Source organism: Streptosporangium heterodermiicola (assembly GCF_051390675.1).
Lineage (GTDB): Bacteria > Actinomycetota > Actinomycetes > Streptosporangiales > Streptosporangiaceae > Streptosporangium.
In genome coordinates this window covers 122,643-149,428 of record NZ_JBPJSR010000003.1, presented here as the reverse complement: position 1 = coordinate 149,428, position 26,786 = coordinate 122,643, and the positions used below count along the sequence as shown (strand labels likewise).

Below are 26,786 nucleotides of genomic sequence, written 5' to 3'. Positions count from 1 at the left end.
GTACCGGGAGCGGCCGGTCGGCGGGACCCCGTGTCGGTTCACCCGGGGGGACGTCACGTGTGCGAAATCTTCATACGAGAGTATTGCCAGAGATTTACCACCGTTTGGGGGATTTGTGGTTGGCGCTCTCGATCACCGCTATCGCGGTGAGCATCCAATCCGCACGCTCGCCTACCTTTTCCGGGAGGACCGCCTCAGGCTGCTCGCGGGGGTGCTCGCCTTCCTGGTCAAGCACAGCCCGACCTGGCTGTTGCCGCTGATCACCGCGAACGTCGTCGACATCGTGGTCACCCGCGCCCCGATCGCCGGCCTGTGGGTCAACGCGGGCGTGCTGCTCGTCCTGCTGCTCCTCAACTATCCCCTCCACCTGCTCTACGTCCGCTGCACGCACGGCGCCATCCGCCGGATGGGGACCGACCTGCGTTCCGCGCTCTGCCGCCGCATGCAGCAGCTCTCCATCGGCTACCACGCGCGGGTCAGCGCCGCCGTACTCCAGACCAAGGTGATCCGGGACGTCGAGAGCGTGGAGCAGACGAGCCAGCAGGCGGCCGACATGGGGCTGTCCGCGCTCACCATGCTGGCCGGGGGTCTGGTGGTGATCGCCGTGCAGGTGCCCGCCGCGATCCCCGTCTTCCTGGTGGTCGTACCCGCCGCGGCCCTGCTCGTGATGTACATGCGCACCCGGCTGCGCGACGACAACGAGAGCTTCCGCCGCGAGGTCGAGCGGCTGTCCACCCGGGTCAGCGAGATGACCACGCTCATCCCGATCACCCGCGCGCACGGCCTGGAGCAGGACGCCCTGCACCGCGTCGACGGCACGTTGACCAAGGTGCTGCGCAAGGGTCTCCGGCTCGACCTGCTCAACGGCAGCTTCGGCTCGCTGGCCTGGATCCTGCTCAACGCGATCGGCGTCGCCTTCCTCACCGGTTCCGCGCTCGTCGCCTACTACCAGGTCATCCCCATCACCGCGGGCGACGTGGTCATGCTCACCAGCTTCTTCGCCACCCTCACCGCGGCCGTCACCTCCCTGCTCACCCTCACCCCGATGATCAGCAAGGGGCTGGCGTCCGTACGTTCCATCGGCGAGGTCCTCCAGGCGCCCGACCTGGAGCACAACGCGGGCAAGGAGGAGGTCGCCTCCGTACGCGGCGCGGTCGAGTTCCGCGACGTCGGGTTCTCCTACGGCGAGGAGGCCGCGATCACCGGGTTCGACCTCACGGTGACCCCCGGCGAGACGATCGCGCTGGTCGGCCCATCGGGAGCCGGCAAGTCGACCGTGCTCAACCTCGTCATCGGCTTCCTGCGGCCCACCTCCGGCCGGATCCTGCTGGACGGGCGCGACATGGAGACGCTGGACCTGCGGACCTACCGCAGGTTCCTGTCCGTCGTGCCGCAGGAGTCGATCCTGTTCGAGGGCAGTGTCAGGGAGAACGTCACCTACGGCATGGCCGACGTCTCCGAGGAGCGGGTGCGGGAGGCGCTCAGGGACGCCAACGCGCTGGAGTTCATCGACCGGCTCCCCGACGGCCTCGACACGGTCGTCGGGGAGCGGGGCGCCCGGCTGTCTGGCGGGCAGCGCCAGCGCCTGGCCATCGCCCGAGCCCTGATCCGCGACCCGCGCGTGCTGATCCTGGACGAGGCCACCTCCGCCCTGGACACCCGTTCCGAGGCGCTCATCCAGGAGGCGCTGACCCGCCTGGTCGCCGGGCGTACGGTCCTCGTCGTCGCCCACAGGCTGTCGACCATCCGGGGCGCCGACCGCATCGTGGTCATGCGCGACGGCGGGATCGAGGAGGTGGGCACCCACGAGGAGCTGATGCGGCTGCGCGGCGCCTACGCCGGGCTGCAGGGCGCCCAGCTCGCCTGATGGAGGTCCCGGCCGCCTGAGCCACGAGGCCGTCCGGGCCACGAGGCCGCCGGAGACGCGAGGCCGTCCGGACCACGAGGCGCCGGAGACGCGAGGCCGCCGGAGACGCGAGGAGGGTGCGGGACCCGTTCGCACGGGTCCCGCACCCTCCTGTCCTGCTCCTGTCCCGCCGGATGGCGGGGTGGCGGGGTGGCCGGGGGGCCGGGTTGACTCAGCCCGCGGTGCCCGTCGAGGACGGGTAGATGCGGAGCCAGTCGACCTCCATCCACGCCTCTCCCGAGCTGCCCTGGCCGGGGAACCAGTCCAGCTGCAGGCAGACCGACATCGAGCTTCTCGTGGCGTTGCCGGAGCGGAACCACTCCTGCCCGTCGATGTAGCCGACGACGCTGTTGGGAGTGACCTCCACGGCGTAGGTGTGCCAGCCGGTCATGTCGATGTTGGCGTGGGCCTGCTCCTGCCCCTGAGGGGTGTGCAGGAAGAAGTTCGGCCGCTGCCGCTCCGGGTCGTCGATGACCTCCAGGAAGTCGATCTCCTCACCGGTGGAGCTGCGCACGTTGCCGCCGCCCTCCTTGGGCCACAGCAGGGCGACGGGGTGGTACGACCCGGCGCCCGGGTACAGGCGGATACGGGTCTCCCAGCGCCCGTAGGCCTGGTCGTGGCGGGCGGCCAGACCGGCCGTGGTCCCGTCCTCGCGGCCGTACAGGTAGAGCGCCCCGTTGCCGAGGTAGAGCTGTTGCGGGGAACGGCGGCCGTTGCCGGCGTGCCCGGCCGAGTCGTAGAACACCCAGTCGGACTCGTCGAGGTAGTCGTCGAACTCCGCGCACCAGGACGGTGCGCCCCAGCCGAGGGCTTGCGCGGCGCTGGCCTCGCCGGTGGCGGCGGGGGCGCAGGGCGCCGCCGAGACCACCTCTCCCTGGGCCGCGCTGAGGGTGCTCACCGTCAGCGCGGCCACCATGCTGAGTACGGCCACCCGCACGTGGGATCTGGTGATCATGGTTACTCCTCCCAGGATCTTGCGCAGAGTGTGGAGGGACTGAAGCTCCAGCAGCCGGTGCTCGTCGGGCTGGGGATCGGCGACGCGATCGGGTTCGACGGCGGCTGGGCGGGAGACGCGGGCGGCCCGAACACCCAACGCGGTGCGCCCGCCGGCTCCTGGTTCGCGATCAGCAGGACGGGGGACTCCGCGGTACGGCCACGCCAGGGCGCGAGGCTCCAGCACGAGGCGAGGTCCTCCGGCTTACAGAAGTCGGAGGCGGAGCGCTTGAGCGGGGGCAGGGGCAGGATCCTGGGGATCGAGGGCGCCGGGGACGGGGCCGCCATCTGGGATCGGGTGTTCCGCACCGGTTCGGTCAGGAGGGAGGGCTCGTAGACGCCGGTCCGCGCGGGCGCGGGCCGGGGAGCGCGGGTCGCCCAGCTCGGCGGGCCGTTGCGCGGAGGGGCGGTGAGGGTCGAGGTCGGGTTCGCCGAGGGCTTCGGGGGGTTCGGCGTCGGCTTCGGGGTGGTGGTGGGCTGCTGGGACGTCGACGAGGTGGGCTTGGGCGTGGTGGTGGCGGTAGTGGTGGCGGTGGCGGTCGGCGCCGGGTTGGTCGCCGTTGCCGTCGCCGTGGCCGTGGCCGTCACGGTGGGACCGGGGGGCGTGGGGATCGGGGGCGTGGGGGTCGGGTTCGGCGCGGGCGTGGTGGCCGTGCCGGAGGGTGCGGGCGTGGGTGTGACGGAGGGTTTGGGGGGTTCGGGCGTGGCCTTCGGCGGTTGCGGTGTCCCGGTCGCCGTGGCCGTGGCGCTGGCCGACGGCACGGGGGTGGCCGGGGCGGAGGTCGCCGTCGCCGTCGCCGACGGCTTCGTGCCGCCGGGCGGCGCCTGGGTCGCCTTCCTGGTCTCCGGGGGCGCGCCGGTGGGTGTCGTGTTCTTGCGCGGTGCCTGGGTGGCCCTCTTGGTCTGCGGAGGCGCCTCGGTGGTGGGCCTGGTGTTCCTCGGGGCCGCCGGAGGTGCCTCGGTGGGCCTGGTGTTCCTCGTGCGGGCCGGCGGTTCCTCGGTGGGCCTGGTGTTTCTTGTGCGGGCCGGTGGTTCCTCGGTGGGCCTGGTGTTCCTCGTGCGGGCCGGCGGTGCCTCGGCGGATCTGGTGTTTCTTGTGCGGGCCGGTGGTTCCTCGGCGGACCTGGTGTTCGCGGGCGGTGCCTCGGAGGTACGCGCCTTCCTCGACGGCTGGTTCTCCGGTACCGCGTTCCTGGACCGGGTGGTCTCCCGCGCGGGCTCGGAGTACTGCTCGGCGGGAACGTCCTCCGCGCGGGGGGCGGCGTTCCGCTGGCCGGGACGGCTACGGGACGTGGGAGGGGAGTCGCGTGTCTCGGGGGGTGACGCGTCCTCGACGGGCGGGTTCGCGTTCCGTGCCGAGCGGGAGCCGCCGTTCGAGGGGGGACTCCTGTCCGGCCCGGAGGTGTTCGCGGTCTCGGGGACGGTCTCCCCGTAAGGGGACCCCTCCCGTACGGAGGAAGGCCCGGCGGGGGGGACGGCGGATTCCCCCGACGGTGAGCCGTAACTCACGCCGGGATCCGCCACGGCGGCCCACGGCTGGGCGATGACCGCGCTTGTCGTCGCGGAGACCGCGGCCAGCAGAAGGCCGGAGAGTAAGGTGACACGCCGGGACGAGCTGCGTGGGGGCATTGATCGCTCTTCCTGGATCTATTGGGTGGGCTCTGGGCCGGAGATGGGTTTCCAGCCCGCGGCGGTGAATTCGGGGGTGCCCGGGAGGGCGACCGGCGGCACGGAGGTGGCGAGGGGGTCGGGGACGTTGACCCAGTCCCCCTGGTTCGCGCCGCGCATGCCGGGTTGCCAGACCATGAGCAGGCTCATGGCGTATGGGCTCGAATAGGTGGGATCGGTGTCGCCGACGCCCTTGGTCGCGGTCACCTGGACCAGGACCGAGACCAGCACCTGGTCCTGGGCGCGGGCCTTCCACTGGACGCCGATCGTCCGCGTCCGCATGGCGGCGCCGTCGGGGAGCGCCCCGTCCTTGGGAAGGCCGAGGATCTCCCGCCAACCGGCGACGGCCTCGCGTGCGCCGGCCCGTGCCGCGTCGTGCTGCTCGGGCCGCGCGTACAGCACCGCCGCCTGCTCCGCCTGCTCGGCGTCCAGGGTCCACGCCGCCTCCAGCGCCGCGGCGGCGGCGGAGGCCGCGCCCAGCTCGGTGCGGGGGAACCCGACGGGGTAACCGGCCGCGCCCTCGTAGCCGGAGGGCGGTGCGAGGAGAACGGTGTCCCCGAGGGCCTTCGGCGCGGAGGCGTTCACGGGGGTGGAATCGGTTCGAAGGAGCTGCCATGCCCCGGCCGCCAGCAGGATCGTCCCCACGATCGAGACGACCACGATGAGCATCCGCCGCCGGGCGCTCGGCGGCGGGCCCAGATCCCAGTTCAGCGTGGGATCGTCGGCGACCGGCCGCACTAGTGACCCCGGTCGGGGCGCTGCCCGAAGGTCTGCCCGGCCGCCGCGGCCAGGCGGAGGTACGCGCCCCGCGTCGTGGGCCGCAGGCGGACCAGGTCCACCTCGGCGCCCTCCTTGAGGTGCGGGTCGTAGGGGATGCGGATCACCGCGCGGCACCGGGAGGTGAAGTGGCGCTCCAGCAGGTCCAGGTCCACGTCGGACTTGGGCTCCACGGCGTTCAGCACGACGATGGCGTTCCTGACGAGGTCGGCGTGGCCGTGGGCGGTCAGCCAGTCCAGTGTCGCGGCGGCCGAGCTCGCCCCGTCCACCGCGACCAGGCTGACCAGCACGATCTGGTCGGCCATCTCCAGCGTCGCGCCCATCGCCCCGTGGAGCAGGCCGGTCCCGCAGTCGGTGATGCAGATGGAGTAGTAGCGCTCGATGAGCCCGGCGACCGTGCGGTAGTCCTCCGCGTTGAACGCCTCGCTCACGGCCGGGTCGGTGTCGGAGGCGAGGACCTCCAGCCGGGCGGGCGACTGGGAGGTGAAGGCGCGGGCGTCGGCGTAGCGCAGGATGTGGGGGGCCTCGGCCAGCATGGTGCGGATGGTCGCGGCCGTCTCGGACTTGACCTTGATGCCGAGGGTGCCGCGGTCGGGGTTGGCGTCGATCGCGATCACCCGGTCGCCGCGCAGGGAGGCGAGCGTGTTGCCGAGGGCGACGGTCGTCGTGGTCTTGCCGACCCCGCCCTTGAGGCTCATGACCGCGATCCGGTGGTGCCCGCTCGCGACGGGGGTCTGGGCCTGCGCCATCAGCGTGCGCCGTTCCAGCTCCGCCGCCGATTCCGCCGGGATGAAGCGCTTGCCGGAGAGCTGCCAGACCAGCCGGCGCCACCCCCCGGCGGGCTCGGGGCGGCGGTTGGTGAGCAGGTGTTCCGCGGTGAGCGGGACCGTTTCGTGGAACTGCTCGGGAGGAGTGGGTGGCGATGTCTTGATATGAGGAGAGGTATCCGTCACTGCCCTGGTCCTTTCTCGAATAGCGATCTGGGGGGATGGAAGGTCAGCAGGTCCGCCAGCGCACCGTCGTGCCGACCGAGTCGTCGAGGCCGTGAACGGTCATCGGGGCGGTGACCGAGGCGGGGGCGCCGCACCAGTTGCGGACCCGGTGGGCACGCAGGTTGATCACCTGCGTCACCCCTTCCCGCAACGTGCCGCTGGAAGGGCTCACGGCCAGGCCGGGAGCCGATATCCGCCACTTCAACGGCTCTCCCGAGATGGTGAGGACCATGCTTCCCAGGCCGAACTCGTCCAGCGTCACCACGGGCGGGACCCGCAGGCGCGAGGCGAGCCCGTCCTGCCGCGCCGGGGCGTCGGCGGCGGGAGGCGGGGACCGGGTGGCCTGGCTGGTGGACGCCTGCAGCGAGCTCGCGGGCTCCTCGGACTCGATCGCGGGGCCGAGGAGGTTCATCCCGGTCAGGGTGCCCGCCGCGCCCGCCACGACGATGATGACGAGCTTGATCGTCGTGTTCCTGATGCGGGCGCCCGCCCAGCTGAGCGCCTCCAGCACGCGGATCCCCATCTCGATCCGCTCCTCGTCGGGGCGGTCGTCGGGTTCGGTGTGGAAGCGCAGCGCCGGTACCTGGGAGTCGTCGCGTATCCCGGTGTCACGTTTCCTGGTCTCACGTGTTCCGGTGTCACGCGCTTTGGTGCCGCGTGTCCTGGTCTCACGTGTCCTGGTCTCGCGTACCCCGGTGTCACGTGTTCCGGTCTCGCGTACCCCGGTGTCACGCATCTCGGTGTCGCGCATCTCGACGGAGGCCTGCCCGGCGATGACGATGGGCTCGGCCTTGGCGACGGGCTTGGGAGCGGGCGGCTCCTGCCGGGGGATGGTGCCGGTGAGCTCCTCGCTCTGGGCGAGGACCTCGCGTGCCCACGCCTGGGTGAGCAGGGCGTCGTAGAGCGGGGTGTCGTGCCCGGGTACGGGCGGCGGGGACGGCGGGCGGGACGGCCGGGTCTTGCGGGGCGGCAGCGCGGGCAGCGGGGGCAGCCCCGAGGGGTTGGCGGGATCGGGGGAGCCCGCCGCGGGCCCGTCTCCCGGTGCCGTGACCGGCGACACCGCACCCGCCGCCGCCGTGCTCGACGGGGTCGAGGCCGCCGGTTTCGCGGGCGGCTTCGACGCCACCGGCGGGTAGGGAGGCGTACCGACCCTGGGTGACGGTGACGGCGTGGACGGCGCCGCGGCCGACGGTGCCGGGGAGGCCGGGGCGGCGGGGGACCGGTGCCCGGGTGGGGCGACGGACCGGTGTCCCGGTGAGGAGGAGGCCCGGTGCCCGGGGGCCCGGCCTCCCGGCGGGGGCGCGGGAAGGACCGGGGACCGTCCCTCTCCCGGAGGCGCGGACAGGACGGGAGACCCGCCACGGGCCGGACGCGCGGGCTCCCCCGACCCCGCCTCGGTGGCGGCCTCGGGAGGCAGCGCTTCCGTGAGCCTCCGCTGTTCCTCCGCGGAGAGCGGCGCGACCGGAGGATGGGAGATCATCTGCGGCACGGTGTAGCGGATGTTGATCGGCCGCGTGCACACGGAACACCTGATCATGTGGGAGAGCAGGCGCGCCTGGGCGTCCTCCGGGTCGGAGGGGGAGGCCGCGTGCTCGGCGGCCTGGCCCGCGGGGAAGACGCCGGGAAAGACGGTCTCCACCAGCGGGGCGAGCTCCGGGCAGGTACGCCGCCCGTGGGCGAGCGCGTCCAGCCCGCTCACCAGCGTCTCGATCAGGTCCTGGGTACGGGTGGCGAGCCTGCCGACCTCGTCGACGGGCATCGCCAGCACGTGGGCGAGGTCCTCCATGCCGAGCGCGTGGCGGTAGGTCAGCCTGAGCGTCTCCGTGCCCAGGGGGTCGACGATCGTCCACACCCGCTCGATCAGCGAGGCGTCGGGCATGCCGGGCCCCGAACCCGGCACGTACCGCTCCCGGTACCCCGGAGAGGTGCGGCAGTCACGTCGCAGCGCGGCCAGCAGCCGCCCCCGGGCCGTGACGTTCCCGGGAGCGGCCTCGACCCGGCCGGCCGCCAGCGCGGAGACGACCGCCGCGTGCGTCCGGCCGGATTCGAGGTGGGAGGCGGCGTAGTCCATCAGGTGCGCGCCATGCTCACGCACCCAGGCCGCCCCCTGGCCGGGGCCGGGCGTGAGACGCCCGGTTCCGGTGGGTGTGCTCATCGGCCGTCGTACTCGACCGGGTCCGGCTCGACCCGGCCTTGGTCGGACCGGCCCTGGTCGGACTGGAGGGGAGCGGTGTTCTCACCCGGCCACTGCTGGGGGACGTCGTCCCCGCTGCCACCGGGATCCCTGGGGGCCACCGCGTCCTCGGGTCCCGGCTGGGCGGGGTTCAGCCCGCCGCTGTCCGGCTCCCAAGGCTCCTCCTCGCCGGGGACGCCCTGCCGCTGACCGGTCTGTCCCTGGTCGTTCTGCCCCGGGGCGGGCTGCGGGACGGTGTCCTCGCTGGCGATCGGGCTGGGCAGCGGGACGGGGGGAACGTCGGTCACCACGAGCTCCAGGTTCCGCTGGGGCAGTCCGGTGAACTTGGTCCAGTTGCTGATCTGGCCGGGCGCGGGCTCCGCGTAGAGCCAGCGGATGAAGGCGGGCCACAGGCACGAGTCGCGGGGGATCATCGCCTGGGCGCCCGGGGACGAGCTCGGGCCCTGGGACGCGCTGAGCGCCTGGATCTCCTCGGTGGTGTAGTTGCGGCACGGCGGGGTGCCGGGCGGGGCGATGTTGAGGTCCCACACACCGTTCTCGTCCGTGTAGCGCATCCCCCTGTCCAGCCCGAGGGCCTCGTAGGCGCGACGCAGGAGCTCGGGGTTCTCGAAGACCGGCAGCGAGACACCGCCGTCAGGGCCGCCGCCGGGAAGCCGCGGGTCGGCCGGCATGAGCACGGTCCCGTCGGGACCCTGCGACGCGTTCTCACCGGGGCCGACGGACGGCCGCGGCTGCACGGACCGGGACGGCGCGGCCGAGGGGAGTCTCCGCGACGGGCTCGGCGCCTGCGAGCGCTTCTGGCCACCGGGCGGCTGGACCGGGACCACGTCGCCGGTCGGCCTGGTCTCGGGGGGCGCCGTGGGCAGGGTGGCCCCGCCCGAGGGCACGAGCGGCTGACCGGTGCCCGACCGGATCGCCGGCCTCAGGGTGCCCGTCGGCCGGGAGTTCCTGGCGTTGTCCCCGGGCTGCGGGGGCTTGACGCTGACGGTGGGCTGCTGCCTGTTCCCTCCGGTGGGCTGGGGCTGCGGGGGCCTGAGGCCGGTGGGCTGGGGCTGCGACTGCCTGTTCCCTCCGGTCGGCTGAGGCTGGGGCTGCTGTTGCCTGTCGCCGTTGCCGGTCGGAGGCTGGGAGCGCCTGTTCCCTTCGTTGGGCCGCTGTTGCCTGTCGCCGTTGCCGGTCGGGGGCTGCGAGCGCCTGTTTCCCTCGTTGGGCTGCTGCTGTTGCCTGTCGCCGTTGGTCGCCGGGGGCTGCGAGCGCCCGTTGCCCCCGTTGGGCTGCGGCGGCTGCGAGGGACCCGAGGACCTCGTCGCGCCGGACTCGGGAGCCGGCTTGGGCGGCGCGACGATCTCGACCTTCTGCTCCGCGGGGCGCTGGATGACGCTGCCGCTCTCCTTCTCGCTCTCCGAGATGTTGCCGCTGATCTTCTTCGTCGGGGTCGGAGGCGGCGGGGCGGGAGGTTGGACGGGCTGGTTGTTCACCGGCGGGGGCTGGGCGGGGGGCTGGGCCGGTCCGGGGTCGGGAGCGGGCCGCACCGGTGCCGGGTCGGGCCTGGCGGGCGGGTCGGCCTTCTTGGTCGCCGCGGGCTTCGGCGGCGGGTTCGTCTTGGGAGCCGACGGCGGGGTCGGCGTGCTCTTGGGGTTTCCCGGCCGCTGGAGGGGCGCGGCCGCGGCGGCCAGGCCCAGGACGGGAAGGGCGACGCAGCCCTCCGCGGAGCCTCCGAGCGCGTGCCCGTCGGTGGTGGCGGTCAGGCAGACCCGCTGGTCACCGGCGGCGGCCGCCGGTCTGGCGGCACCGTCCGCGATCGTGCTGCCCGCGTCGGCGCCGGAGAGCGGGAGCGGCTGGTCGCCGCCGGGTGCCGCGCTCGACGTCCAGGCTCCCGCCTGGTCGTCGAGGAGGTACGTTCCCGCGGCGAGTCTCATCACCTTCCCCTCGCCGGGGTCGGGGCGCATGGCGATGACGGTTCCCAGCCCGGCGCCGGCGCCGAAGACGCCGATCGCGACACTCGCAGTGATCACCGTCGCGCGCGATGGCTTACGTGAGGGTGTCATTAGAATGTTCCTTTTCTTCCGGTGAAAACGTCAGTCGCCGTGGCTCTCCAGGACGTCGCTCCACTCGCCAAGCACGCGAGCGGGCTCGTTCGAGCCGGCGGGGGGGACATGTGTCACATACATGCGGCCGTATGTGGCGCTCACCGAGCGGGCGAAGGCCTTGTTACGGGTACGGACGGCGGCCGAGCCCTTCAGCTTGACCTTCGCCCCTTCCCGCACCGCCTCGCGGAGCTCGGTGGATCGGGCTCCGTACCAGACCAGAGCGCCCCCGTCACTGGTCCTGAGCGTGCGTACCGGTCCCTCAAGCCGGTACGACAGCGCGAGCTTCCAGTCGGCCTGTTCCAGCCGGCCGCGTTCCTGCTGCCAGAACAGCGCGGCCTCGCTGGTCCACGGCCCGTCGTCGAATCGTGGGTCGACCTCGGCGTTCTGCAGGCTCGCCAGATGCGCGCGGGCGATCTGCCGAGGGGTCGCGCTCAGCCCGGTGGCGTTCTCCGGGAGGCTCGTCGCGTACCCCTCGCCGTCCGTCGCTATCTTGGGGAACCGCGCCGGGGTGGCGCGCGTGTCGGCGGCCGAGGCGACGAGCCGCCAGCCGCCGGGTGCCGAGCTCATCACGTCGACGATCCGTGCGACGCCGGGCTCGTGCGAGACCGCCACGAACCAGTCGGCGGCGCCGTCCACGTGACGCGGGATCCACACCTGGGGGTTGGGCCATATCCCCGTCGCGAGTGAGGTCCCCTGCATCTGCGCGGTCTTGAACCCCGCCCTCGTCATCTCCAGCGCGAGTCCGTGCTCCAGCTTCGCCATGGCCGTCTGGTCCTTCCTGGCCTGGGCCACCGACAGCCCCCGCTGGTAGCGGCCGTGGATGCCGTACGCCTCCTTCGCGGTGAGCTGGGGCGAGTCGGCTCCGGCCGGCGGGTCGGCGGGGGGTGGGGTGGTCCTGGTCTCGGTCCGTGGCCTCTTCGCGGGGGTGGACTCGGGGCGGGGGGACTTGTCCGTGCCGCTTCCGGTCCGGGTGGGTTTCGGGGTCGACGCGGGAGTGGAGCGGGAGGAGGTCGGCGTCGGCGAAGGCGAGGAAGCGGCCTTCTCCCAGCCGGTGTCCGAAGGGTCGGGAGTGGGGTTCGCCGCCAGGGACGAACCGGAGGGCGCTCTGGTCGCGAGCCAGAACACCGCCACGGCGATGATCGCTAAAACCGCCGTGAACAGAATAACCTTCCGCCAATCGAATGACAGGAGGCGTTCGGGATGCCAGTCGGATGCGTGTTCGGAATCATGCCTAGAGGAAGCACTGCCACGGCCAGAGGACCCAGCCTCTCCATCTGGGAAATCTGATGCACGCCATGACATAGGTCCAAATATTAGACTGACCGTGATCTATTTGGAAGGTAAAGGGCTCAGTAATTGACACTTATGGTTATTGGGTTATAAATAACACCTAAGTAGATATATGGGCCGTCCGAAACGGGCAATGCCCCCACCTGCTGCCATCCTCTGGGTGGACCGTGCCACAAGTTCTCTAGAGAAGTACGGCCATCCGGAGGTTTCGGATGATCCTTCACGTTTCTTGTTGAACTGCCATTTCCCTGACGCGGGCCGGTCGTTCGCCTCCCGTTGGGCTTTCCGGCGGTCGTCCGTGCTCTCGCCGCGTACGGGAGATCGTGCCGACCTTTCCTTCTCCAGATTGTTGCAAGCCGTCATAGCAACTTGATATGTATACGTTTCCTCTGTTTGGCGGTTCGGGCTCCCGGCCCGCGTTCGGCTAATTGGAACCCCCGCTTTTCCTGGGGCTGAGCGGACGGCGGCCGTCCGCCCCAGGGCGCCCGCCCGGCGGGGCGCGCGGGCACCCGATCGCCCGGGACGAGGACGAACGGGAACGCGGCCTCCAGGGCCGCAGGGCGCCCGAAGTGATCGTCACCCGGTCCTCGTCGGGTCGGCCTCCACGGAGGGGTGGCGAGGTGGTTCGGCCGGACACCCTCGGAGGGGCGGCGGGAGAGTCCGGTTGACATCTCCGGAGGGTCGGCGGGGTGTGATCCGTCCTGTCCGGTCGGCGCCTTCGCCGGACCCCTCCCTGTAAGAAGGTCAGGCCGCTCCCCGTAAGGCCGCTCCCTGTAAGAAGGTCAAGCCGGGCCCTCGCACCTCCGCGTTCCCGCGAGAACGGATCCCCCGATCGTTCCGTGAGCCGGGCCCGGTGTCGACGGGCGACAACAGGTATCAGCAGGTCAGGGGAGCGTTATCGCCCTCGGGGTATGACCCCGTCGAGGACGACCACCGCCCGGAGGCTGCCATGACCGCGTACACCCTGTCGATCGTCGAAGGCGACACCGGCGGCGCCTCGTCCGGCGACGACATCTTCTCGCCCTCCTCCCCGGTCGACTTCAGCAGTCTCGACCCGTACACCCTGCTGTGGCTGACCGAGCACGGCTACGAGGACGCGGGAAGGCGGGTCGTGGTCACCCCGGCGGGCCGCGAACCCGAGGGAGTCCGCGTGATCGCCTCCCGCGACGTGGACCTCTGATCCCCGAGTGATCCCCGAGGGATCCCCGAGGACGGCTCCCACCGGCCAGGACCCGGCCGCTGTCCTCGAACGCGGATCGGGGCGCGCGAGTGCCGGGACGGGCGTCGGCGAGGGGCACGCGAGGATGGTTCCCCGGACGGGACACGCGCCTGGCCCCGGAGGCGGTCCTCTCTGACGGCGACAGAGCATCGACCATATGAGGGCAATGCGGCGTGGTACCCGCAGTGAGGGCGATTTCCCCCCGACAATCTAGGCGTGAACCGACATTCCCGGAGATCGTTTCTTCGGCTCGGTGGTGCCGCCGCCACCGGGGCGCTGATCCCGGCGTATGCCGCGCACACGGAGAACGCCCACACGGAGAACGCGTACACGAGGACCGCGCACCTCGAAACCGCGTACGCGGAAGCCACGCCGAGCACGTCGGCCGACCCCCTCGCCGAGCTGCGCCACCGGTGGCGGGACGTGACGGCGGGGTCGGGGTTCGACGCGACGGCCGAGCCGTACCGGACCCGGCTGGCGAGGCTGGGGACGAGGGCGGCCGGGTACCGGGACGCCATGGCGCCGGCCGCCACGTCGCTCTGGCCCGACCTGGCGTTCCCCTCGCTCGGCGCCACCCCGGCCCGGCTGCGGACCATGGCCCGCGCGTACGCCCTGCCGGGGACCGGCCTGACCGGCGACGCGAACCTGGCCGCGGCCGTCGCGGACGGCGTCGACCACTACCGGCGGCGGGTGTACGCCGCGGACGCCGACCAGGTCGGCAACTGGTGGCACTGGCAGATCGGCGCCCCCAGGAACCTCCTCGACGCGGCCCTGCTGATCGGCCCGCACCTGATGGACCCGCGGAGCGAGGCGCTGCGGGAGGCGGTGGACAACTTCGTCCCCGAGTGCCGCCTGGACGACTACGAAGGGACCAGCACCGGGGCCAACCGGGTGGACCTGTGCGTGGTGACGCTGCTGCGGGCCGTCCTCGGATCCGACCCGGCGAAGGCCGCGCTGGCCGTCTCCGCGCTCTCCCCGGTCTTCCCCCACGTCTCCGAGGGCGACGGGTTCTACCGGGACGGTTCCTTCGTCCAGCACACGACCGTCCCCTACCAGGGGACGTACGGAGCGTCGCTGCTGTCCGGTCTCGCGACGCTGTTCGCGGTGCTGCGCGGCTCGCCGTGGGAGGTCACCGACCCGAACCGGCAGGTCGTCCTCGACAGCGTCGAGAGGACGTTCGCCCCGTTCGTCCACGACGGCTTCTGCATGGACCTGGTCAGCGGACGGGCGGTCGGCAGGCGGCCGTACGGCGACCACGACAGGGGGCGCGCGATCGCCTCCGCGATCCTGCTGCTGGGGGAGACGGCCTCCGCCGCCGAGCGGTCCCGCTGGCAGGGCATGGTGAAGGGGTGGGCGCTGCGGGACACCCACCGGCCCATGCTCGACGCGGCCGAGGAAGACGACCTGGGGTTCCACGCCCGCCTCGCCGCGATCCTGGACGACGACGCCGTCCTCGCGGCCGAGGAACCCGCCGGGCACCGGCTGCTCGCGATGAGCGCCCGCGCCGTGCACCGCGGCCCGCGCACCGGCCCGGCTCACGGCGTGCAAGGCGTGCAGGGTGTACAGGGCGAGGAGGGCGAGGAGGGTGAGGAGGGCGTACAGGGTGCGCGGGGCGTACAGGGCGGGCCGGGCTGGTGCGCGGCCCTCAGCATGGCCTCCCACCGCGTCGGCCACTACGAGCACGGCAACGGCGAGAACCTCCGAGGCTGGCACACCGGCTCGGGAATGCTCTACTGGTGGGCCGACGGCCACGGCGACCAGTACTCCGACTCCTTCTGGACCACCGTCGACCCCTACCGCCTGCCGGGCACGACCGTCTCCACCCGGCGGCTGGCCGACGGCGCCGGTGAGGCGTGGGGCGACACCTGCCCGCCGGGCCGCTGGGTGGGCGGCGCCACCGACGGCGTGTACGCGACGGTCGGCCAGCACCTGAACGGCTTCGAGAGCACCCTGGACGCGTTCAAGTCGTGGTTCTTCCTCGACGACGCGGTGGTCTGTCTCGGTGCCGGGATCACCGCCGAGGACGGCGTACCCGTCGAGACCGTCGTGGACAACCGCAGGACCGGCGCGCCTCTCACCGTGGACGAGGGGAGGGGCTGGGCACACCTGGAGGGGCACGGCGGCTACGTCCTGCCCTGCGGCACCCGCCTGCGCACGCTCCGCGAGGAACGCGCCGCCCGGGATCCAGCGCTGCGCGAGGACCGCGCCGCCGCCCGGGATCCAGCGCTGGACGGCCGGGATCCGGCTCCGGGCGAGGACCGCGCCGGGGGCCGGGACCCGGTGACCCGGAACTACGTGACTCTCTGGCTCGACCACGGGGTCGATCCCGTCTCGGCGGGCTACGTCTACCTGCTGCTGCCGGGCGCGAGCCTCGCGGAGACCCGGGCCCGCGCCGCCGACCCCGGCTGGGCGCGCGTGCTCGCCAACACCGCCCGGCAGCAGGGCGTCCGGGTACCGTCACTCGGGCTCACCGCCGTCAACTTCTGGAACGACGGAGCCGCCGGGGACCTCACCGCCTCCGCCCCGTGCGCGGTCCTCGTCAGGGAGCGCGGCGACGGTACGGCCACGCTCACCGTGTCGGACCCCCGGCGCGACCTGAGCGAGCTGACCGTGACCTGGAACCGTCCGGTGACCGAGGTGCTCCACGGGCACCCCCTCCTGGCGGGCGCCACGACCGGCGCGGGACTCACGCTCACCTTCGGCCGCCTGGCGAGCCGGGGCGGCGGCTCGAACACGGTCACCGTACGCCTCGGTTAACGGAAGGCCGAATTCGCCCGCGTGACCCCACGATCAGGGCGACACGGACGAATCTGGCGGTTCTGGCCTGCCCGATCATCAAGCCCGGCACGATGGGAGACCCCCAGGCACAACCGCCCCATTCGCGAACACGAGCAGGAGGACATCGTGGTTCCCAGGTGCGAGCAGCTAGGGTCCGTCGATCTCACCACGTGGCGGGTCGTCCCCGGCGAGGCCAACCACGAGAAGGAGGAGACCGGCGTCTGGGCGATAGCCGGAGGTGACGGCGACGACTACTCCCTCTACGTGGAGGTGCTCGACGCCGAGCGGCCCAGGGAGGTCGCCGGGTTCATCGTCGACGCCGTCACCGGCCACGCGCACCGGCTCCGCCTGGAGGGCGCCCTGGCCGAGGTCGAGCGCGAACGCCGGAGGCAGCGGGCCGAGGACGACGCGCTGGACCCGTCGAGTCCCCACCTGGTCGAGGTGGCGAAGCTGGCCGGTCTGGTCGAGCAGGTCGGCGGGATCGGCCGGGAGTTCGGCCACGACAGGTTCCACACCGGCCGCGAGGATCTCGACAAGCGCCTGTACTCCCAGCTGACGCAGGTGGCGGCCACCGCGGTGGCGTGGATGGAGAGCATCCTCGCCCGCACCGACGCCGACGCCGACATCGTTACCGACATCGCTACCGACACCGGCACCGGAGACGACGCTCGCGCCGACCAGGTCGTCCCCCGCTGACCCCCGCTGACCCCGCCTGCCCGGACTCGGCCTCCGGAGGTCACGGCCGCCTGAGGTGGGCCAGCCGGTCGAGCACCGTGGCGAAGTGACGCGACAGGCTGCAGGCGTGCCACGACTCCGGTCTCCTCGGCAACAGGGGCTGTCCGTTCGCGAAGCGCTCGATCTGCTCGTCGCCCCACGAGAACGCCGTTCCCCTGGACGGCCAGAGGTCCGCGACCACCGCCTTGCACAGGCCGTCGAAACCCCCGAGGGCACCGGTGCCCTCGCGCCGCTCGCACCGGTAGGCGTACCACTGCCCGTCGACCGCGTACCGCAGGTTCGGGTGCGGGTTCCGCCCCTGTGACACCCGCGGGCTGAACACGCCGTAGTCCGCGTAGAACAGTTCGGTCGCGTCGTACGAGGCCGCGACGGTCGTCCACAGGTCGGCGTCCCGCCGGGGGATGGCCACCGGGGTGTCGAAGGGGACGTCGCCGAGGGTCTTGGGGAACGCGCCGGAGGCCAGGGTGATCGACCGTACCGGTAACCCTTTCGCCCAGGTGAGCGCTTGCCAGGCGTCGGCTTTACGGTCCTTGAGCAGGGCGTCGGAGTCGACCGCCCACAGGTCGAGCACGAGATCGACGTCCTTGAACGCCAGGCCCAGATCGTCGCGTATCCGGCGCGACAGCCGGGCGTCGTCCGCGGAGGTGCGCGGCGCGGGCCAGGGCACGCGCAGGCAGGCCCCCTTCCCGTGCTGCGCCGCGGCGTAGCCGGCGCTCCGGAACGCGCGCTCGCCGTCCTCCGGCCGTACGACCGGGATCATGCGATAGCCGAGCTTTCGCACGGCGTTCGACACCATCGACATGGCGTCGCGGCCCTCCGGGTTCCTGTTCTTGGCGAGCAGGCGGTGGCAGTCGACCGCGAGAACGCGTTCGGTGGGCAGGTGCTCCTCCACGCGTTTCTCGAACGCGGCCACGCTCTCGATCGTCGTCCGGTCGTCGTCGCCGGTATCCGATTCCAGTGGCATCACCTCGATCAGCGGCCGTACGAAGGGCCGGCATTGCGCGGCGACCTTTCCCAGGGCCAGGAACTCGCTGGCCCGTCCCTTCAGGATCGGCATGTACACCGTCATGACATGGTTCTCCGTGTGGTTGGCGAACCCGCGTCCGGCGCGGCGGCCGTCCCTCGCCTCCCGGCGGGCCGCCACCTGCCCGGTTTTCACGACGGTGGACTCCGGTGCCGAATTCGTCAACGTTCCCCGGAGTCACATTTCACGAGAATGATTCATTCGCCGATACTTCTGTGATCGGACAGTCAGGACGTCATCAACGCGATTCACGGGAATCGGAGGACGACGGCGATCGGACCGCTCCGGAAGCCGAAGGCCCGGCGGGCGGCGCGGCGGGCCGCCCGCCGGGACCCGACCCAGGGGGTCCCGAGGGCCGGGTGAGCTCCGGGGATTCCTGGGGATCAGCCGCCGATCTTGCCGACCCCGGCTCCCGCGCTGACGATCGCCTTCACGGAGTTCGGGTCGTCCAGGGTGTAGCCGTAGTACGAACTCGCCTCCTGCACGCTGCCGCTGCACTCGGGCGGGCCGGAGTCGTCGAGCACGTTGTTCCGCGCGACGCACCTGCCCGCGCTACCGGCGTAGGTGTTCGTCGCCGGGACCTCGACCCGCTCGAAGTAGTTGCCCTCGATCAGGCACCCGGCGTTCAGCTGGCAGGCCACCCCGACGTCGGTGTTGTAGACGTAGTAGTTGTTGAACACGTGCACCGGCTCGCCGAACCGCACCCGCGGGTTGCGCTGCGGGGTCTGGTTGAACCAGTTGTGGTGATAGCTCACCTTCAGCCGGCCGACGTCCTGCGCGCTGTTGCCGTCATCGTGGCCGAGCAGCATGTTCTTGGTGTGGTCGTGCGTGTGGTTCCACGACACGGTGACGTACGACGAGCCGCGCTTGATGTCGATGAGCCCGTCGTACCCGTCGGCCAGGTCGTTGTGGTCGATCCAGACGTGGTGGGAGAACATCTGCACGTTGATCGAGTCGTCGTTGGCGTTCCGGAACGACAGGTTGCGGATGATGACGTTGTTCACGGCGTTCGCGGGCGGCGAGGTGACCGCGTTGTCGAGGGGGAGGCCGACGTTGAGGCCGCCGCCGCTGATGCCGCCGGTGGAGCCGATGCCCACGATCGACTTGTCCGAGGTGACGTTGTACATGCCGGCCGGAACGGTGATCATCCCGCGTACGCAGATGTTCAGGGGCCCGCTCTGGCCGATGGCCGAGATCAGCTCGCTCGCGGTGTCGACCTCGACGGTCGGCCCGCCCGCGCCGCCCGTGGTCCCGTTACGGCCCCACGCGTTCACCGCGGCGAACCCGACGGGCGTCCCCGAAGTGGGGCAGGAGCCCGGCGGCGGTGACACGGTGGGCGTCACCGTGGGCGTGACCGGCGGCTCGCTCGGCCCGCCGGCGTCGGTCACCAGCACGTCGTCGAACGAGGCGCTCGCGTAGTAACCGGCGAGGCCCACCTTGCCGGAGGAGAAGGTGGAGTCCGTCGCCGACACGACCTCCACGTTGTTCACGAAGCCGCGCAGCGTCGTGCCGAACGCCTCAAGCCTGAGGGTGTACCAGGTGCCCGGGGTCACCGTCGCCGCGGCCGAGCCGAGGGTCGTGGGGGCGCCGCCGGTCCGCTTGCCCAGGACGACCGAGCCCGAGTTGCTCAACCCGAGGAAGTAGTAGTTGCCGGTGCTCTGCGCCCTGGCCAGCACCGCGACGTACCGCCCGCTACCGTTGAACGCGATCGGCTTCACCCGCGCCTGCACCGCCTGGCCCGACCAACCCGTGCCGACCACCGTCCTGGCGTCCGCGCCGGTCCCGGACTGCCGGTACGCCTGGGAGCCGTCGGCCACCACCGACCAGCTTCCCCCGGACTTCGACCAGCCGTTGGAGTTGCCGTCCTCGAAGTTGTCGGCGAACAACGACGCGGCGAACGCGCTGGGCATCGCCACGAGCACCAGCGCCCCGATCACCGCGAGAGCGAGGGACGTCGCGAGCGCAATGAGCGGCGAGCCGCCGAGCCCTTTCCTTCTTCGCACCGTGGAACCTCCAAGTTCCGTCAGTACCGACCGGCCGTGCTCCCGGTCCGGTCGGCCATGGCCTCGCGCCGGGACCGAACCGGCGACGTGGGCGTCCCGCGTTCCGCGGTCACGCGCCGGCGTCGCCGGGGCCCCGGCGAGCGATGTCCGTCGAGCGGCGTGCGAGCCCGCCCGCCGCCCCCTGGATGAGGGCTTTGGGCATGGCTGACCTGCGGCGGAGTACGCCGAGCAGGCCCGTCACGTCGCTCTTGGGCGAAGGGTGGGAAAGCGCTATCCAACTCTTTTCGCACTTTTACGCCCGGAGAAAGGTGCAGTCAAGCACCCAGTTCGTCCGGGGAAGGTGAGGCTCCGTTCCTCCGCCCGGCCGGGGCGTCGTTCTTCCAGGTGGACCCCGTGGAGGACGGTCCGGAAGCGGCGCGGAAGTCCTTCCGCGCCGAGTGAGGTTCGACGCTCGCGCGTCCGCGCCGGGCGAGGCTCAACGCCCGCGTGCCCGCGTCGGGCGAGGCTCAACGCCCGTGTGCCCGCGCCGGGCGACGATCATTCCCGCGCGTCCTCACGCCGGTGCCGGAGCAGCACGACCTGGGAGTCGAGCGTCCGCGACTCGACGAGTTCGAGACCGGTCCGGTGGCTCTGCTCCTGGAAGACCGGCTTGCCGCCGCCCAGGACCACCGGGTGGACGAAGATCTGGTACTCGTCGATCACGCCGTGCTCGGTGAGGAAGGAGGCCAGCGAGGATCCGCCGAACAGCACCATCCTGGCCCCGGACCTCTTGAGCGCGGTCAGCTCCTCGACGACGTTCTCGGAGATCACCCGGGTGTTCCAGTCGGCCTTCTCCAGCGTGCTGGAGACCACGACCTTGGGCGCCTCACGCCAGATCGGGGCGAAGGCCAGGTCGTGCTCGTGCGTCGAGTGCCGCTCGGCGTTCGGCCAGTAGCTCGACATCATCTCCCACACCACGCGCCCGTAGAGGAACACCGTGTCGCCGCCCGTCAGCTCCTGCGAGTAGGTGGACAGCTCCGGATTCATCCGAGGCCAGTCGAACTCGCCGTTCGGCCCCTCGATGAAACCGTCCAGGGACTGGTGTACGAAGTGGATGAGCTCGCCCATGACGACGTCCCGTCTTTGTGGATCTCTCGCGCCCTCGGAGCGCGCTGTCACCCGGGAGTCGGAGCCGTCCCCGGGTTCTCTACATCCGGCGACGACCTTCCCTCCCGGAGACGGTCTCCCCTCCCGGAGACGGTCTCCCCTCCCGGAGACGGCCTTCCCGCGCCCGGTACGACAGCCCTCCCCGCCCGGTGACGACCTTCCCCAAGGGCCGCGAGGCCGAGACGACCCCCGGCCACGGCCGTGCGGGCCACCCACCGGGCACCATCGGCCCCCGCGTACCATTCAGCGGTGGAGGTTCTGGAACCGGAGGAGTGGCGGGCGCGGGCGGAGGCCCACGCCCGGAGGATCGAGGTGTGGGCGGAGCCGCACCTGGCGCGCAGGGCGCGGGGCGAGGCCCACCCCATCGAGGACTTCCTGTTCACCTACTACGGGCACCGGCCGGCGCGGCTGCGGAAGTGGCATCCGGGCGCCGGGGTGATCCTGAAGGGGGCGCGCGACTTCGGCCGCGACTACCTCGACACCCCCGAGGGGGCGACGCTCGACACCGCGGCGCTGATGGACAGGCGCGGGTCCTCCATCGAGTGGATCATGCGACTGCTGGCCGCCACCGCGGCACGGCCGGGATATTTCGGCTGTTTCGGCCTGCACGAGTGGGCGATGGTCTACAAGGCCGCGGAGGTGCGGCACGATGCCTGGCCGCTGCGGCTCAGCGGGGAGGAGATCGCGGAGGTCGTGGAACAGCGGGGCGTGCGGTGCGGCCACTTCGACGCGTTCCGCTTCTTCACCCCCGAGGCGCGCCCCCTCAACGTGCTGCAGCCGACCCGGGAGCGGCAGCCGGAGCTGGAGCAGCCGGGCTGCCTGCACGCCAACATGGACCTGTACAAATGGGCGTACAAGCTGTCGCCGCTGGTGAGCGGCGAGCTCGTCGCCGACTGCTTCACGCTCGCCCGCGACGTCCGCGCCGTGGACATGCGAGCCAGCCCGTACGACCTGAGCGCGCTCGGTCACCGGCCGATCCGGATCGAGACGCCCGAGGGCCGGGCCGAGTACGCCGCCGAGCAGCGGGGGTTCGCCGAGCGGGCGAGGCCGCTGCGGCAGCGCCTGCTCGACTCCTGCGAACGGCTGCTCTCCGGCGCCCGCCTCTCCTGACCCACCCCGAGGATCCCTGCCCCACCCCGAGGACCCCTGACCCGTTCCGACGACTCCTGACCCGCTACCGGGACCCCCGACCCGCTCCGAGCGGGGAGGTGCCGCCAGGGTCTCGACGCGTGGTGCGCCGGAACGCGTCCGGCCGAGCGAGGTCCGGCCGAGCGAGAGGAGGAGAGGGGGATCGCCACCCCTCCCCGGTCAGGCGTCTTGCTGAAACTTACATCGGCCCCGCCCCGCCCCGGCATGACGAGTCCGCAAGGTTTCAGGAGGCAGGGACAAAGGTTGGGGGATGTGCCGGGCGCGTGCGCCCAGACAGGTGAACCGAAAGTTTCTGGTCCTCCTTGACGTATTTCGGGGAGGTTTCCACACTGAGTCCCCAAGGCGTCCTCCTACGGCCGGGTCGGTGGTGCGCAGCGGGGCCGTCGTCTGCGACGCCCCGGTGGTGTGCCTCCCCGGCAATGGGCGCGGCGTCGAACTCGCGGGGTCGTCCCCCGCGTTCCCGCTTTCCCGTGACGCAGTTATGGAGGCTCAGGCATGGGCACAAACGCCATACCCCCGCCCGGCACCCGGCGACCTCTCGGCGGCCTCCGCCGGGCTCTGGTCGCCGGCGCCCTCGGCACCCTCGTGCTCGGCACCCTCACGGCGGTGACCGGCCAGGTCTCCGCCGGTGCCGCCTCCGCGGGTGCCGCCAGCGCCGCGGCGAGCACGCTCGGCGCGGCGGCCCAGCAGAGCGGCCGGTACTTCGGCACCGCGATCAGCGCCGGCAAGCTCAGCGACTCGGCCTACACCACGATCGCGAACCGCGAGTTCGACATGGTGACGGCCGAGAACGAGATGAAGATCGACGCCACCGAGCCGAACCGGGGCCAGTTCAGTTTCACCAACGCCGACCGCGTCTACAACTGGGCGGTGCAGAACGGCAAGCGGGTGCGCGGGCACACCCTGGCCTGGCACTCCCAGCAGCCGGGCTGGATGCAGTCCCTGTCCGGCGGCACGCTGCGCCAGGCGATGATCGACCACATCAACGGCGTGATGGCCCACTACAAGGGCAAGATCTACGCCTGGGACGTGGTCAACGAGGCCTACGCCGACAGCGGCGGCGGCCGGCGCGACTCCAACCTGCAGCGCACCGGCAACGACTGGATCGAGGTCGCCTTCCGCACCGCGCGCGCCGCCGACCCGGCCGCCAAGCTCTGCTACAACGACTACAACATCGACAACTGGACCTGGGCCAAGACCCAGGGCGTCTACACCATGGTCCGCGACTTCAAGCAGCGCGGCGTGCCGATCGACTGCGTCGGTCTCCAGGCCCACTTCAACAGCGGCAGCCCCTACAACAGCAACTTCCGCACCACCCTGCAGAGCTTCGCCGCCCTCGGCGTCGACGTGCAGATCACCGAGCTGGACATCCAGGGCGCCTCGGCCCAGACCTACGCCGCCGTCACCAACGACTGCCTGGCCGTCCCGCGCTGCAACGGCATCACCGTCTGGGGCGTCCGCGACCAGGACTCCTGGCGCTCGGGCGACACCCCGCTGCTGTTCAGCGGCAGCACCAAGAAGCCCGCCTACACCGCCGTGCTGGACGCCCTCAACGCCGCGGACCCGGACCCCGACCCGGACCCGACCCCCACCCCGACTCCGACCCCCACGCCGACGCCCACCCCCACCCCGACTCCGGTTCCCGGGGCGTGCTCGGCGACGATCGCGACGGTCAACAGCTGGCAGGGAGGGTTCCAGACGACGGTGACCGTCCGCGCGGGCAGCGCGCCGGTCAACGGGTGGACGGTGCGGTGGACCTGGCCCGGCGGGCAGACCATCAGCAGCCTGTGGAGCGGTCAGCAGACCGTATCCGGTTCCAGCGTGACCGTCCGCAACGCCTCCTACAACGGTTCCGTCGCGGCGGGCTCCTCGACCACCTTCGGCTTCACCGCCAACGGCACCGCGGCCACCCCCACGGCGACCTGCACCAGTCCTTGACCTGATCCGGTCGCGTGAGGGCCGGGCCGCGATTCCCGCGGCCCGGCCCTCACGTCCTGTTCCGGGGGGCGGCGGGGCGTCCGAGTCGGCGGACACCCCGCCGCCGCTCATCGCCGGGGCCGCTGCGCGACCCTCGGCAGGACGTACGGCGGCCCGGAGAAGGCCAGGTCCGCCTTGACGACGTTGTACGCGCGCTTGGGCCGGTAGGACTCGTCGTACAGGGTGGCCATGCCCTCCGGGGGGTCGGAGAACCAGCCGGGCACCCAGGAGTGCCTGTCGGTGAATCCCCAGACGGTGTAGGAGAGGCAGCGCCGGTTGGCCAGGCACGCCTGCAGGAGCACACTGTAGTTGGACGCCGACGCCTGGAGGCGGGGGTTGATCTCGTCGGAGTCGCCCGCGCGCACGCCTTCGGTCATCTGGCTGCGCACGTCCACCTCGGTGAACGCCGTGGCGAGCCCGAGGTCGGAGAAGGCGTCGAGCACTTCGAGCACCTGGAGGGCGTCGTAGTTGCCGTACTGGGTGCCGAGGTGCCCCTGGCTGCCCACGCCGTCGATGGGGACGCCGCTCGCGCGCAGCTGCCTGACCATGTTGTAGACGTACCAGGTCTTGTCGGAGGTGCCGCGGTCGCCGAACGCCTCGATGTTGTAGTCGTTGTAGAACAGCAGGGCGTTCGGGTCGGCGGCGCGGGCCCAGCGGAAGGCGTCGGCGATGTAGCCGGGGCCGAGGTGCTGCGCCCAGAAGCCCTTCAGGTGGATCGACGACGGGGTGTCCCACGGGTCGCTGGCCGCCTCGTTGACGACGTCCCACTGCGAGATCTTGCCCTTGAAGTGCTTGACGACGGTGGTGATGTGATCGCGCAGGATGTCGCGGAGCTGCGCTTTAGTGATCGTCCCGTCGTTGACGCCCTGGGTGAGCCAGGCCGGCAACTGGTTCTGCCAGACCAGGACGTGCCCGCGGACCTGCTGCCTGTTCCTGCGGGCGAACTCGACCAGCTCGTCGGCCGGGCCCCAGTCGTACGTGCCCCGGGTGGGTTCGAGCGACTCCCACTTCATGGCGTTCTCGGCGGTGACGGAGGAGAACTGCGACGCGGCGAGCGCGCGGTACCGCGGATCGGCCGCGTCGCGCAGCGCGTCTATGTCGACCGCGGTGCCGATGGCGAGATCGTGGCGGGCGGCGAGCGTGCGCAGGCTCTGCTCGGCGACCGTGGGGGGCCGTTCCTCCGCCATGACGGGTACGGCGTTCACCGTGCCGGCCAGCATGAGCGCGGTGGTGCCGGCGGTCAGGAAACGTTTCATCGAACTCCCTCGGGATCGGCCCCCGAAATTTTCGGCTTGATGTGAAATGTGAGGCGGGTCCCCGCGGACCTGCGGGGACCCGTCCGGTCGTCAGTGGCTCCGTGGGGGCCCGTGGGGGCCCGTGAGGGCCACATGGGGCGCCCGTAGGACGTCGGTGGGACGTCAGCCCACCCGGCAGGAGACCGTCGGCCAGGTCCGGTCGCCGCCGTGCATGACGGTGAAGCCGAAGGTGTTGCCGCTGCCGTTGGGGCGCATCGTCATGACCTTGCCGCTGCCGTCCCAGGTCGGGCTGCCGTTCCAGGTGGTGCTGACCCGGTGGGCGTCGCGCAGGGTCACCGTGACGATCCAGCTGTTGCTTCCCGAGACGTTGACCGACAGGTTGAACCGGTCGCTCCACTGCTGTCCTGCGGTGACGGTGGCCGTGCAGCCGCCGCCCGGCGGGTCGGTCGGGGTGCCGCCGCCGTCAGGTGCCACGGCCCTGCCGGTGGAGGGTGAGATCATCCCGGCGCACAGGTTGCGGCTCCTCAGGTTCGCGGCGATCTGCGGGATCGCGTTGAGCGTGGTCGCGTACTGGTCGTGCATCAGGATGATCTGGCCGTTCTGCAGCCGTCCGGCGGCCTGCACGATCTGGGCGGTGCTCGCGCCGTTCCAGTCCTGGGAGTCGACGTCCCAGATGATCTCGGTGAGACCGAGCTGCTGCGCGACCGATCTCAGGGTGGTGTTGGTCTCCCCGTACGGGGGCCGGAAGAGCCTGGGCGCGGTCCCGGTGGCCTGCTGGAGGGCCTGCTGGGTCCGCTGGAGCTCCGACTGGATCTGGGAGGCGCTCATGTTGACCAGGTGGGGGTGGGTGTAGCTGTGGTTGCCGATCCACATTCCGGCGTCTCGCTGGGCGCGGACCAGGGCCTGGTTGTTCTGGGCGTTCTGCCCGGTGTTGAACATGGTGGCCCGCAGGCCGTTCTGCCGCAGCGCGTTCAGCAGGTTGGCGGTGTTGCCGGGGTTGGGGCCGTCGTCGTAGGTGAGCGCGACGTATCCGGCGCCGCAGTCGGCGGCCTGTGCCGCGGGTGACGAGGTCACGGTGAGCGCCGCGCCGAGGACGGTGAGAAGACCCATCACGAGTGAACTCCGGATGCGTGAGCGGCGTACCCGGCTTCCGCCGGTGATGGTTGCGTTGTCGATCACTCTGTTCCTCCACTGGAACACCGATCGGTGGGGACGGACGCACGTACGGCTGCGGCGTGACGCGTACGGAATACGCGGAAACGCGTTGAGCCGCGATTCCGCCACAAGGTCACCCGGGTGGGACGAGCAGGCCTGCCTGGTGAGTCATTCTGTGTATTGTCACGAAATCTGTCAAGAAAGCATCGAAATCTTTCGGTAACATCGGCCGGGATCCGATCGTGCCAAAGAAGCTTTCATTGAACGCCTTCACCTTCCGCCGACCAGCCAAAGTCGACGACCAGGAGAAACGCATCCCCGGGGAATCGCGACCAAGATCATATTTCCGATATATTTCTGAAAGTTGTTGACAGTCCGGCGCGCCAAATCCACACTCTCACCATCGACAGGCCCCGACCGCTGTCGATCCGGGT

At 71.5% G+C, this 26,786-nt stretch carries 19 protein-coding genes; 8 read left to right on the top strand and 11 right to left on the bottom strand.

Features of this window, described 5'->3' with window-relative positions:
* The first annotated feature begins 115 nt into the window (after positions 1 to 115).
* The gene (locus ACSC1Q_RS07805) at positions 116 to 1,867 is read left to right on the top strand and encodes an ABC transporter ATP-binding protein (RefSeq protein WP_436757989.1); all 1,752 of its coding nucleotides are present in this window, start codon (positions 116 to 118) and stop codon (positions 1,865 to 1,867) included.
* Positions 1,868 to 2,078: 211 nt separating this feature from the next.
* Here the strand turns inward: ACSC1Q_RS07805 and ACSC1Q_RS07800 are convergent, their stop codons facing one another.
* On the bottom strand, positions 2,079 to 2,861 hold the full coding sequence (locus ACSC1Q_RS07800; protein WP_436757988.1) for a glycoside hydrolase family 16 protein: 783 nt from the start codon (positions 2,859 to 2,861) through the stop codon (positions 2,079 to 2,081).
* Between the two features lie 30 nt (positions 2,862 to 2,891).
* Here ACSC1Q_RS07800 and ACSC1Q_RS07795 point away from each other — a divergent pair, with 30 nt between their 5' ends.
* Together ACSC1Q_RS07795 and ACSC1Q_RS07790 are read left to right on the top strand one after the other, a co-directional pair.
* Positions 2,892 to 3,236, top strand: coding sequence for a hypothetical protein (locus ACSC1Q_RS07795; protein ID WP_436757987.1), 345 nt, complete (start codon positions 2,892 to 2,894; stop codon positions 3,234 to 3,236).
* Between the two features lie 72 nt (positions 3,237 to 3,308).
* Complete coding sequence (locus tag ACSC1Q_RS07790) at positions 3,309 to 4,334, top strand: hypothetical protein (RefSeq protein ID WP_436757986.1); 1,026 nt, start codon at positions 3,309 to 3,311, stop codon at positions 4,332 to 4,334.
* Between the two features lie 212 nt (positions 4,335 to 4,546).
* On the opposite strand, the gene ACSC1Q_RS07785 is transcribed toward ACSC1Q_RS07790, so the two are convergent.
* From ACSC1Q_RS07785 to ACSC1Q_RS07765, 5 genes are all read right to left on the bottom strand, one after another.
* Positions 4,547 to 5,305: a hypothetical protein gene (locus tag ACSC1Q_RS07785; protein WP_436757985.1), complete on the bottom strand. Its 759-nt coding sequence runs from the start codon at positions 5,303 to 5,305 to the stop codon at positions 4,547 to 4,549.
* Positions 5,305 to 6,297: a MinD/ParA family ATP-binding protein gene (locus ACSC1Q_RS07780; protein ID WP_436757984.1), complete on the bottom strand. Its 993-nt coding sequence runs from the start codon at positions 6,295 to 6,297 to the stop codon at positions 5,305 to 5,307. Before ACSC1Q_RS07780 ends, ACSC1Q_RS07785 begins: the two co-directional genes overlap by 1 nt.
* Before the next feature lie 43 nt (positions 6,298 to 6,340).
* Positions 6,341 to 8,491: a hypothetical protein gene (locus ACSC1Q_RS07775; RefSeq protein WP_436757983.1), complete on the bottom strand. Its 2,151-nt coding sequence runs from the start codon at positions 8,489 to 8,491 to the stop codon at positions 6,341 to 6,343.
* Positions 8,488 to 10,545 (bottom strand): hypothetical protein, encoded by a 2,058-nt coding sequence (locus tag ACSC1Q_RS07770; RefSeq protein WP_436757982.1) that lies wholly within the window; start codon positions 10,543 to 10,545, stop codon positions 8,488 to 8,490. Before ACSC1Q_RS07770 ends, ACSC1Q_RS07775 begins: the two co-directional genes overlap by 4 nt.
* 63 nt (positions 10,546 to 10,608) lie before the next feature.
* Positions 10,609 to 11,751 carry a DUF8094 domain-containing protein gene (locus ACSC1Q_RS07765; protein WP_436757981.1) on the bottom strand — a complete coding sequence of 381 codons (1,143 nt, stop codon included), beginning with the start codon at positions 11,749 to 11,751 and terminating at the stop codon, positions 10,609 to 10,611.
* A 1,108-nt stretch (positions 11,752 to 12,859) separates the two neighbouring features.
* Between ACSC1Q_RS07765 and ACSC1Q_RS07760 the strand changes: the two genes are divergently transcribed.
* The 3 genes from ACSC1Q_RS07760 to ACSC1Q_RS07750 all read left to right on the top strand — a co-directional run bounded on the left by ACSC1Q_RS07760 (position 12,860) and on the right by ACSC1Q_RS07750 (position 16,603).
* Positions 12,860 to 13,090, top strand: a complete 231-nt coding sequence (locus ACSC1Q_RS07760; protein ID WP_436757980.1) for a hypothetical protein — start codon at positions 12,860 to 12,862, stop codon at positions 13,088 to 13,090.
* 255 nt (positions 13,091 to 13,345) lie between these two features.
* On the top strand, positions 13,346 to 15,886 hold the full coding sequence (locus ACSC1Q_RS07755; protein WP_436757979.1) for a polysaccharide lyase 8 family protein: 2,541 nt from the start codon (positions 13,346 to 13,348) through the stop codon (positions 15,884 to 15,886).
* Between the two features lie 147 nt (positions 15,887 to 16,033).
* Entirely contained in the window at positions 16,034 to 16,603 is a 570-nt protein-coding gene (locus ACSC1Q_RS07750; RefSeq protein ID WP_436757978.1) for a hypothetical protein, read from the top strand.
* 40 nt (positions 16,604 to 16,643) lie between these two features.
* Here ACSC1Q_RS07750 and ACSC1Q_RS07745 read toward each other — a convergent pair whose 3' ends face one another.
* The 3 genes from ACSC1Q_RS07745 to ACSC1Q_RS07735 all read right to left on the bottom strand — a co-directional run bounded on the left by ACSC1Q_RS07745 (position 16,644) and on the right by ACSC1Q_RS07735 (position 20,776).
* The gene (locus ACSC1Q_RS07745) at positions 16,644 to 17,801 is read right to left on the bottom strand and encodes a beta family protein (protein WP_436757977.1); all 1,158 of its coding nucleotides are present in this window, start codon (positions 17,799 to 17,801) and stop codon (positions 16,644 to 16,646) included.
* A gap of 248 nt (positions 17,802 to 18,049) precedes the next feature.
* Positions 18,050 to 19,669 (bottom strand): pectate lyase family protein, encoded by a 1,620-nt coding sequence (locus ACSC1Q_RS07740; RefSeq protein WP_436757976.1) that lies wholly within the window; start codon positions 19,667 to 19,669, stop codon positions 18,050 to 18,052.
* 537 nt (positions 19,670 to 20,206) lie between these two features.
* A complete protein-coding gene (locus tag ACSC1Q_RS07735) occupies positions 20,207 to 20,776 on the bottom strand; it encodes a dihydrofolate reductase family protein (RefSeq protein ID WP_436757975.1) in 570 nt (189 codons plus the stop codon).
* A gap of 288 nt (positions 20,777 to 21,064) precedes the next feature.
* Between ACSC1Q_RS07735 and ACSC1Q_RS07730 the strand changes: the two genes are divergently transcribed.
* Both ACSC1Q_RS07730 and ACSC1Q_RS07725 read left to right on the top strand, forming a co-directional pair.
* Positions 21,065 to 21,925 carry a 3-methyladenine DNA glycosylase gene (locus ACSC1Q_RS07730; RefSeq protein ID WP_436757974.1) on the top strand — a complete coding sequence of 287 codons (861 nt, stop codon included), beginning with the start codon at positions 21,065 to 21,067 and terminating at the stop codon, positions 21,923 to 21,925.
* A gap of 534 nt (positions 21,926 to 22,459) precedes the next feature.
* Entirely contained in the window at positions 22,460 to 23,902 is a 1,443-nt protein-coding gene (locus ACSC1Q_RS07725; protein WP_436757973.1) for a glycoside hydrolase family 10 protein, read from the top strand.
* Positions 23,903 to 24,009: 107 nt separating this feature from the next.
* Here the strand turns inward: ACSC1Q_RS07725 and ACSC1Q_RS07720 are convergent, their stop codons facing one another.
* Together ACSC1Q_RS07720 and ACSC1Q_RS07715 are read right to left on the bottom strand one after the other, a co-directional pair.
* Positions 24,010 to 25,197, bottom strand: coding sequence for an endo-1,4-beta-xylanase (locus ACSC1Q_RS07720; protein WP_436757972.1), 1,188 nt, complete (start codon positions 25,195 to 25,197; stop codon positions 24,010 to 24,012).
* A 162-nt stretch (positions 25,198 to 25,359) separates the two neighbouring features.
* A complete protein-coding gene (locus ACSC1Q_RS07715) occupies positions 25,360 to 26,307 on the bottom strand; it encodes a polysaccharide deacetylase family protein (RefSeq protein ID WP_436757971.1) in 948 nt (315 codons plus the stop codon).
* Positions 26,308 to 26,786 lie beyond the last annotated feature (479 nt).

Coding starts and splice junctions, on each gene's coding strand:
- ACSC1Q_RS07800 (WP_436757988.1), bottom strand. CDS start 2,861: ATGATCACCAGATCCCACGTGCGGGTGGCCGTACTCAGCATGGTGGCC.
- ACSC1Q_RS07775 (WP_436757983.1), bottom strand. CDS start 8,491: ATGAGCACACCCACCGGAACCGGGCGTCTCACGCCCGGCCCCGGCCAG.
- ACSC1Q_RS07760 (WP_436757980.1), top strand. CDS start 12,860: ATGACCGCGTACACCCTGTCGATCGTCGAAGGCGACACCGGCGGCGCC.
- ACSC1Q_RS07735 (WP_436757975.1), bottom strand. CDS start 20,776: ATGGGCGAGCTCATCCACTTCGTACACCAGTCCCTGGACGGTTTCATC.
- ACSC1Q_RS07725 (WP_436757973.1), top strand. CDS start 22,460: ATGGGCACAAACGCCATACCCCCGCCCGGCACCCGGCGACCTCTCGGC.
- ACSC1Q_RS07720 (WP_436757972.1), bottom strand. CDS start 25,197: ATGAAACGTTTCCTGACCGCCGGCACCACCGCGCTCATGCTGGCCGGC.
- ACSC1Q_RS07715 (WP_436757971.1), bottom strand. CDS start 26,307: ATGGGTCTTCTCACCGTCCTCGGCGCGGCGCTCACCGTGACCTCGTCA.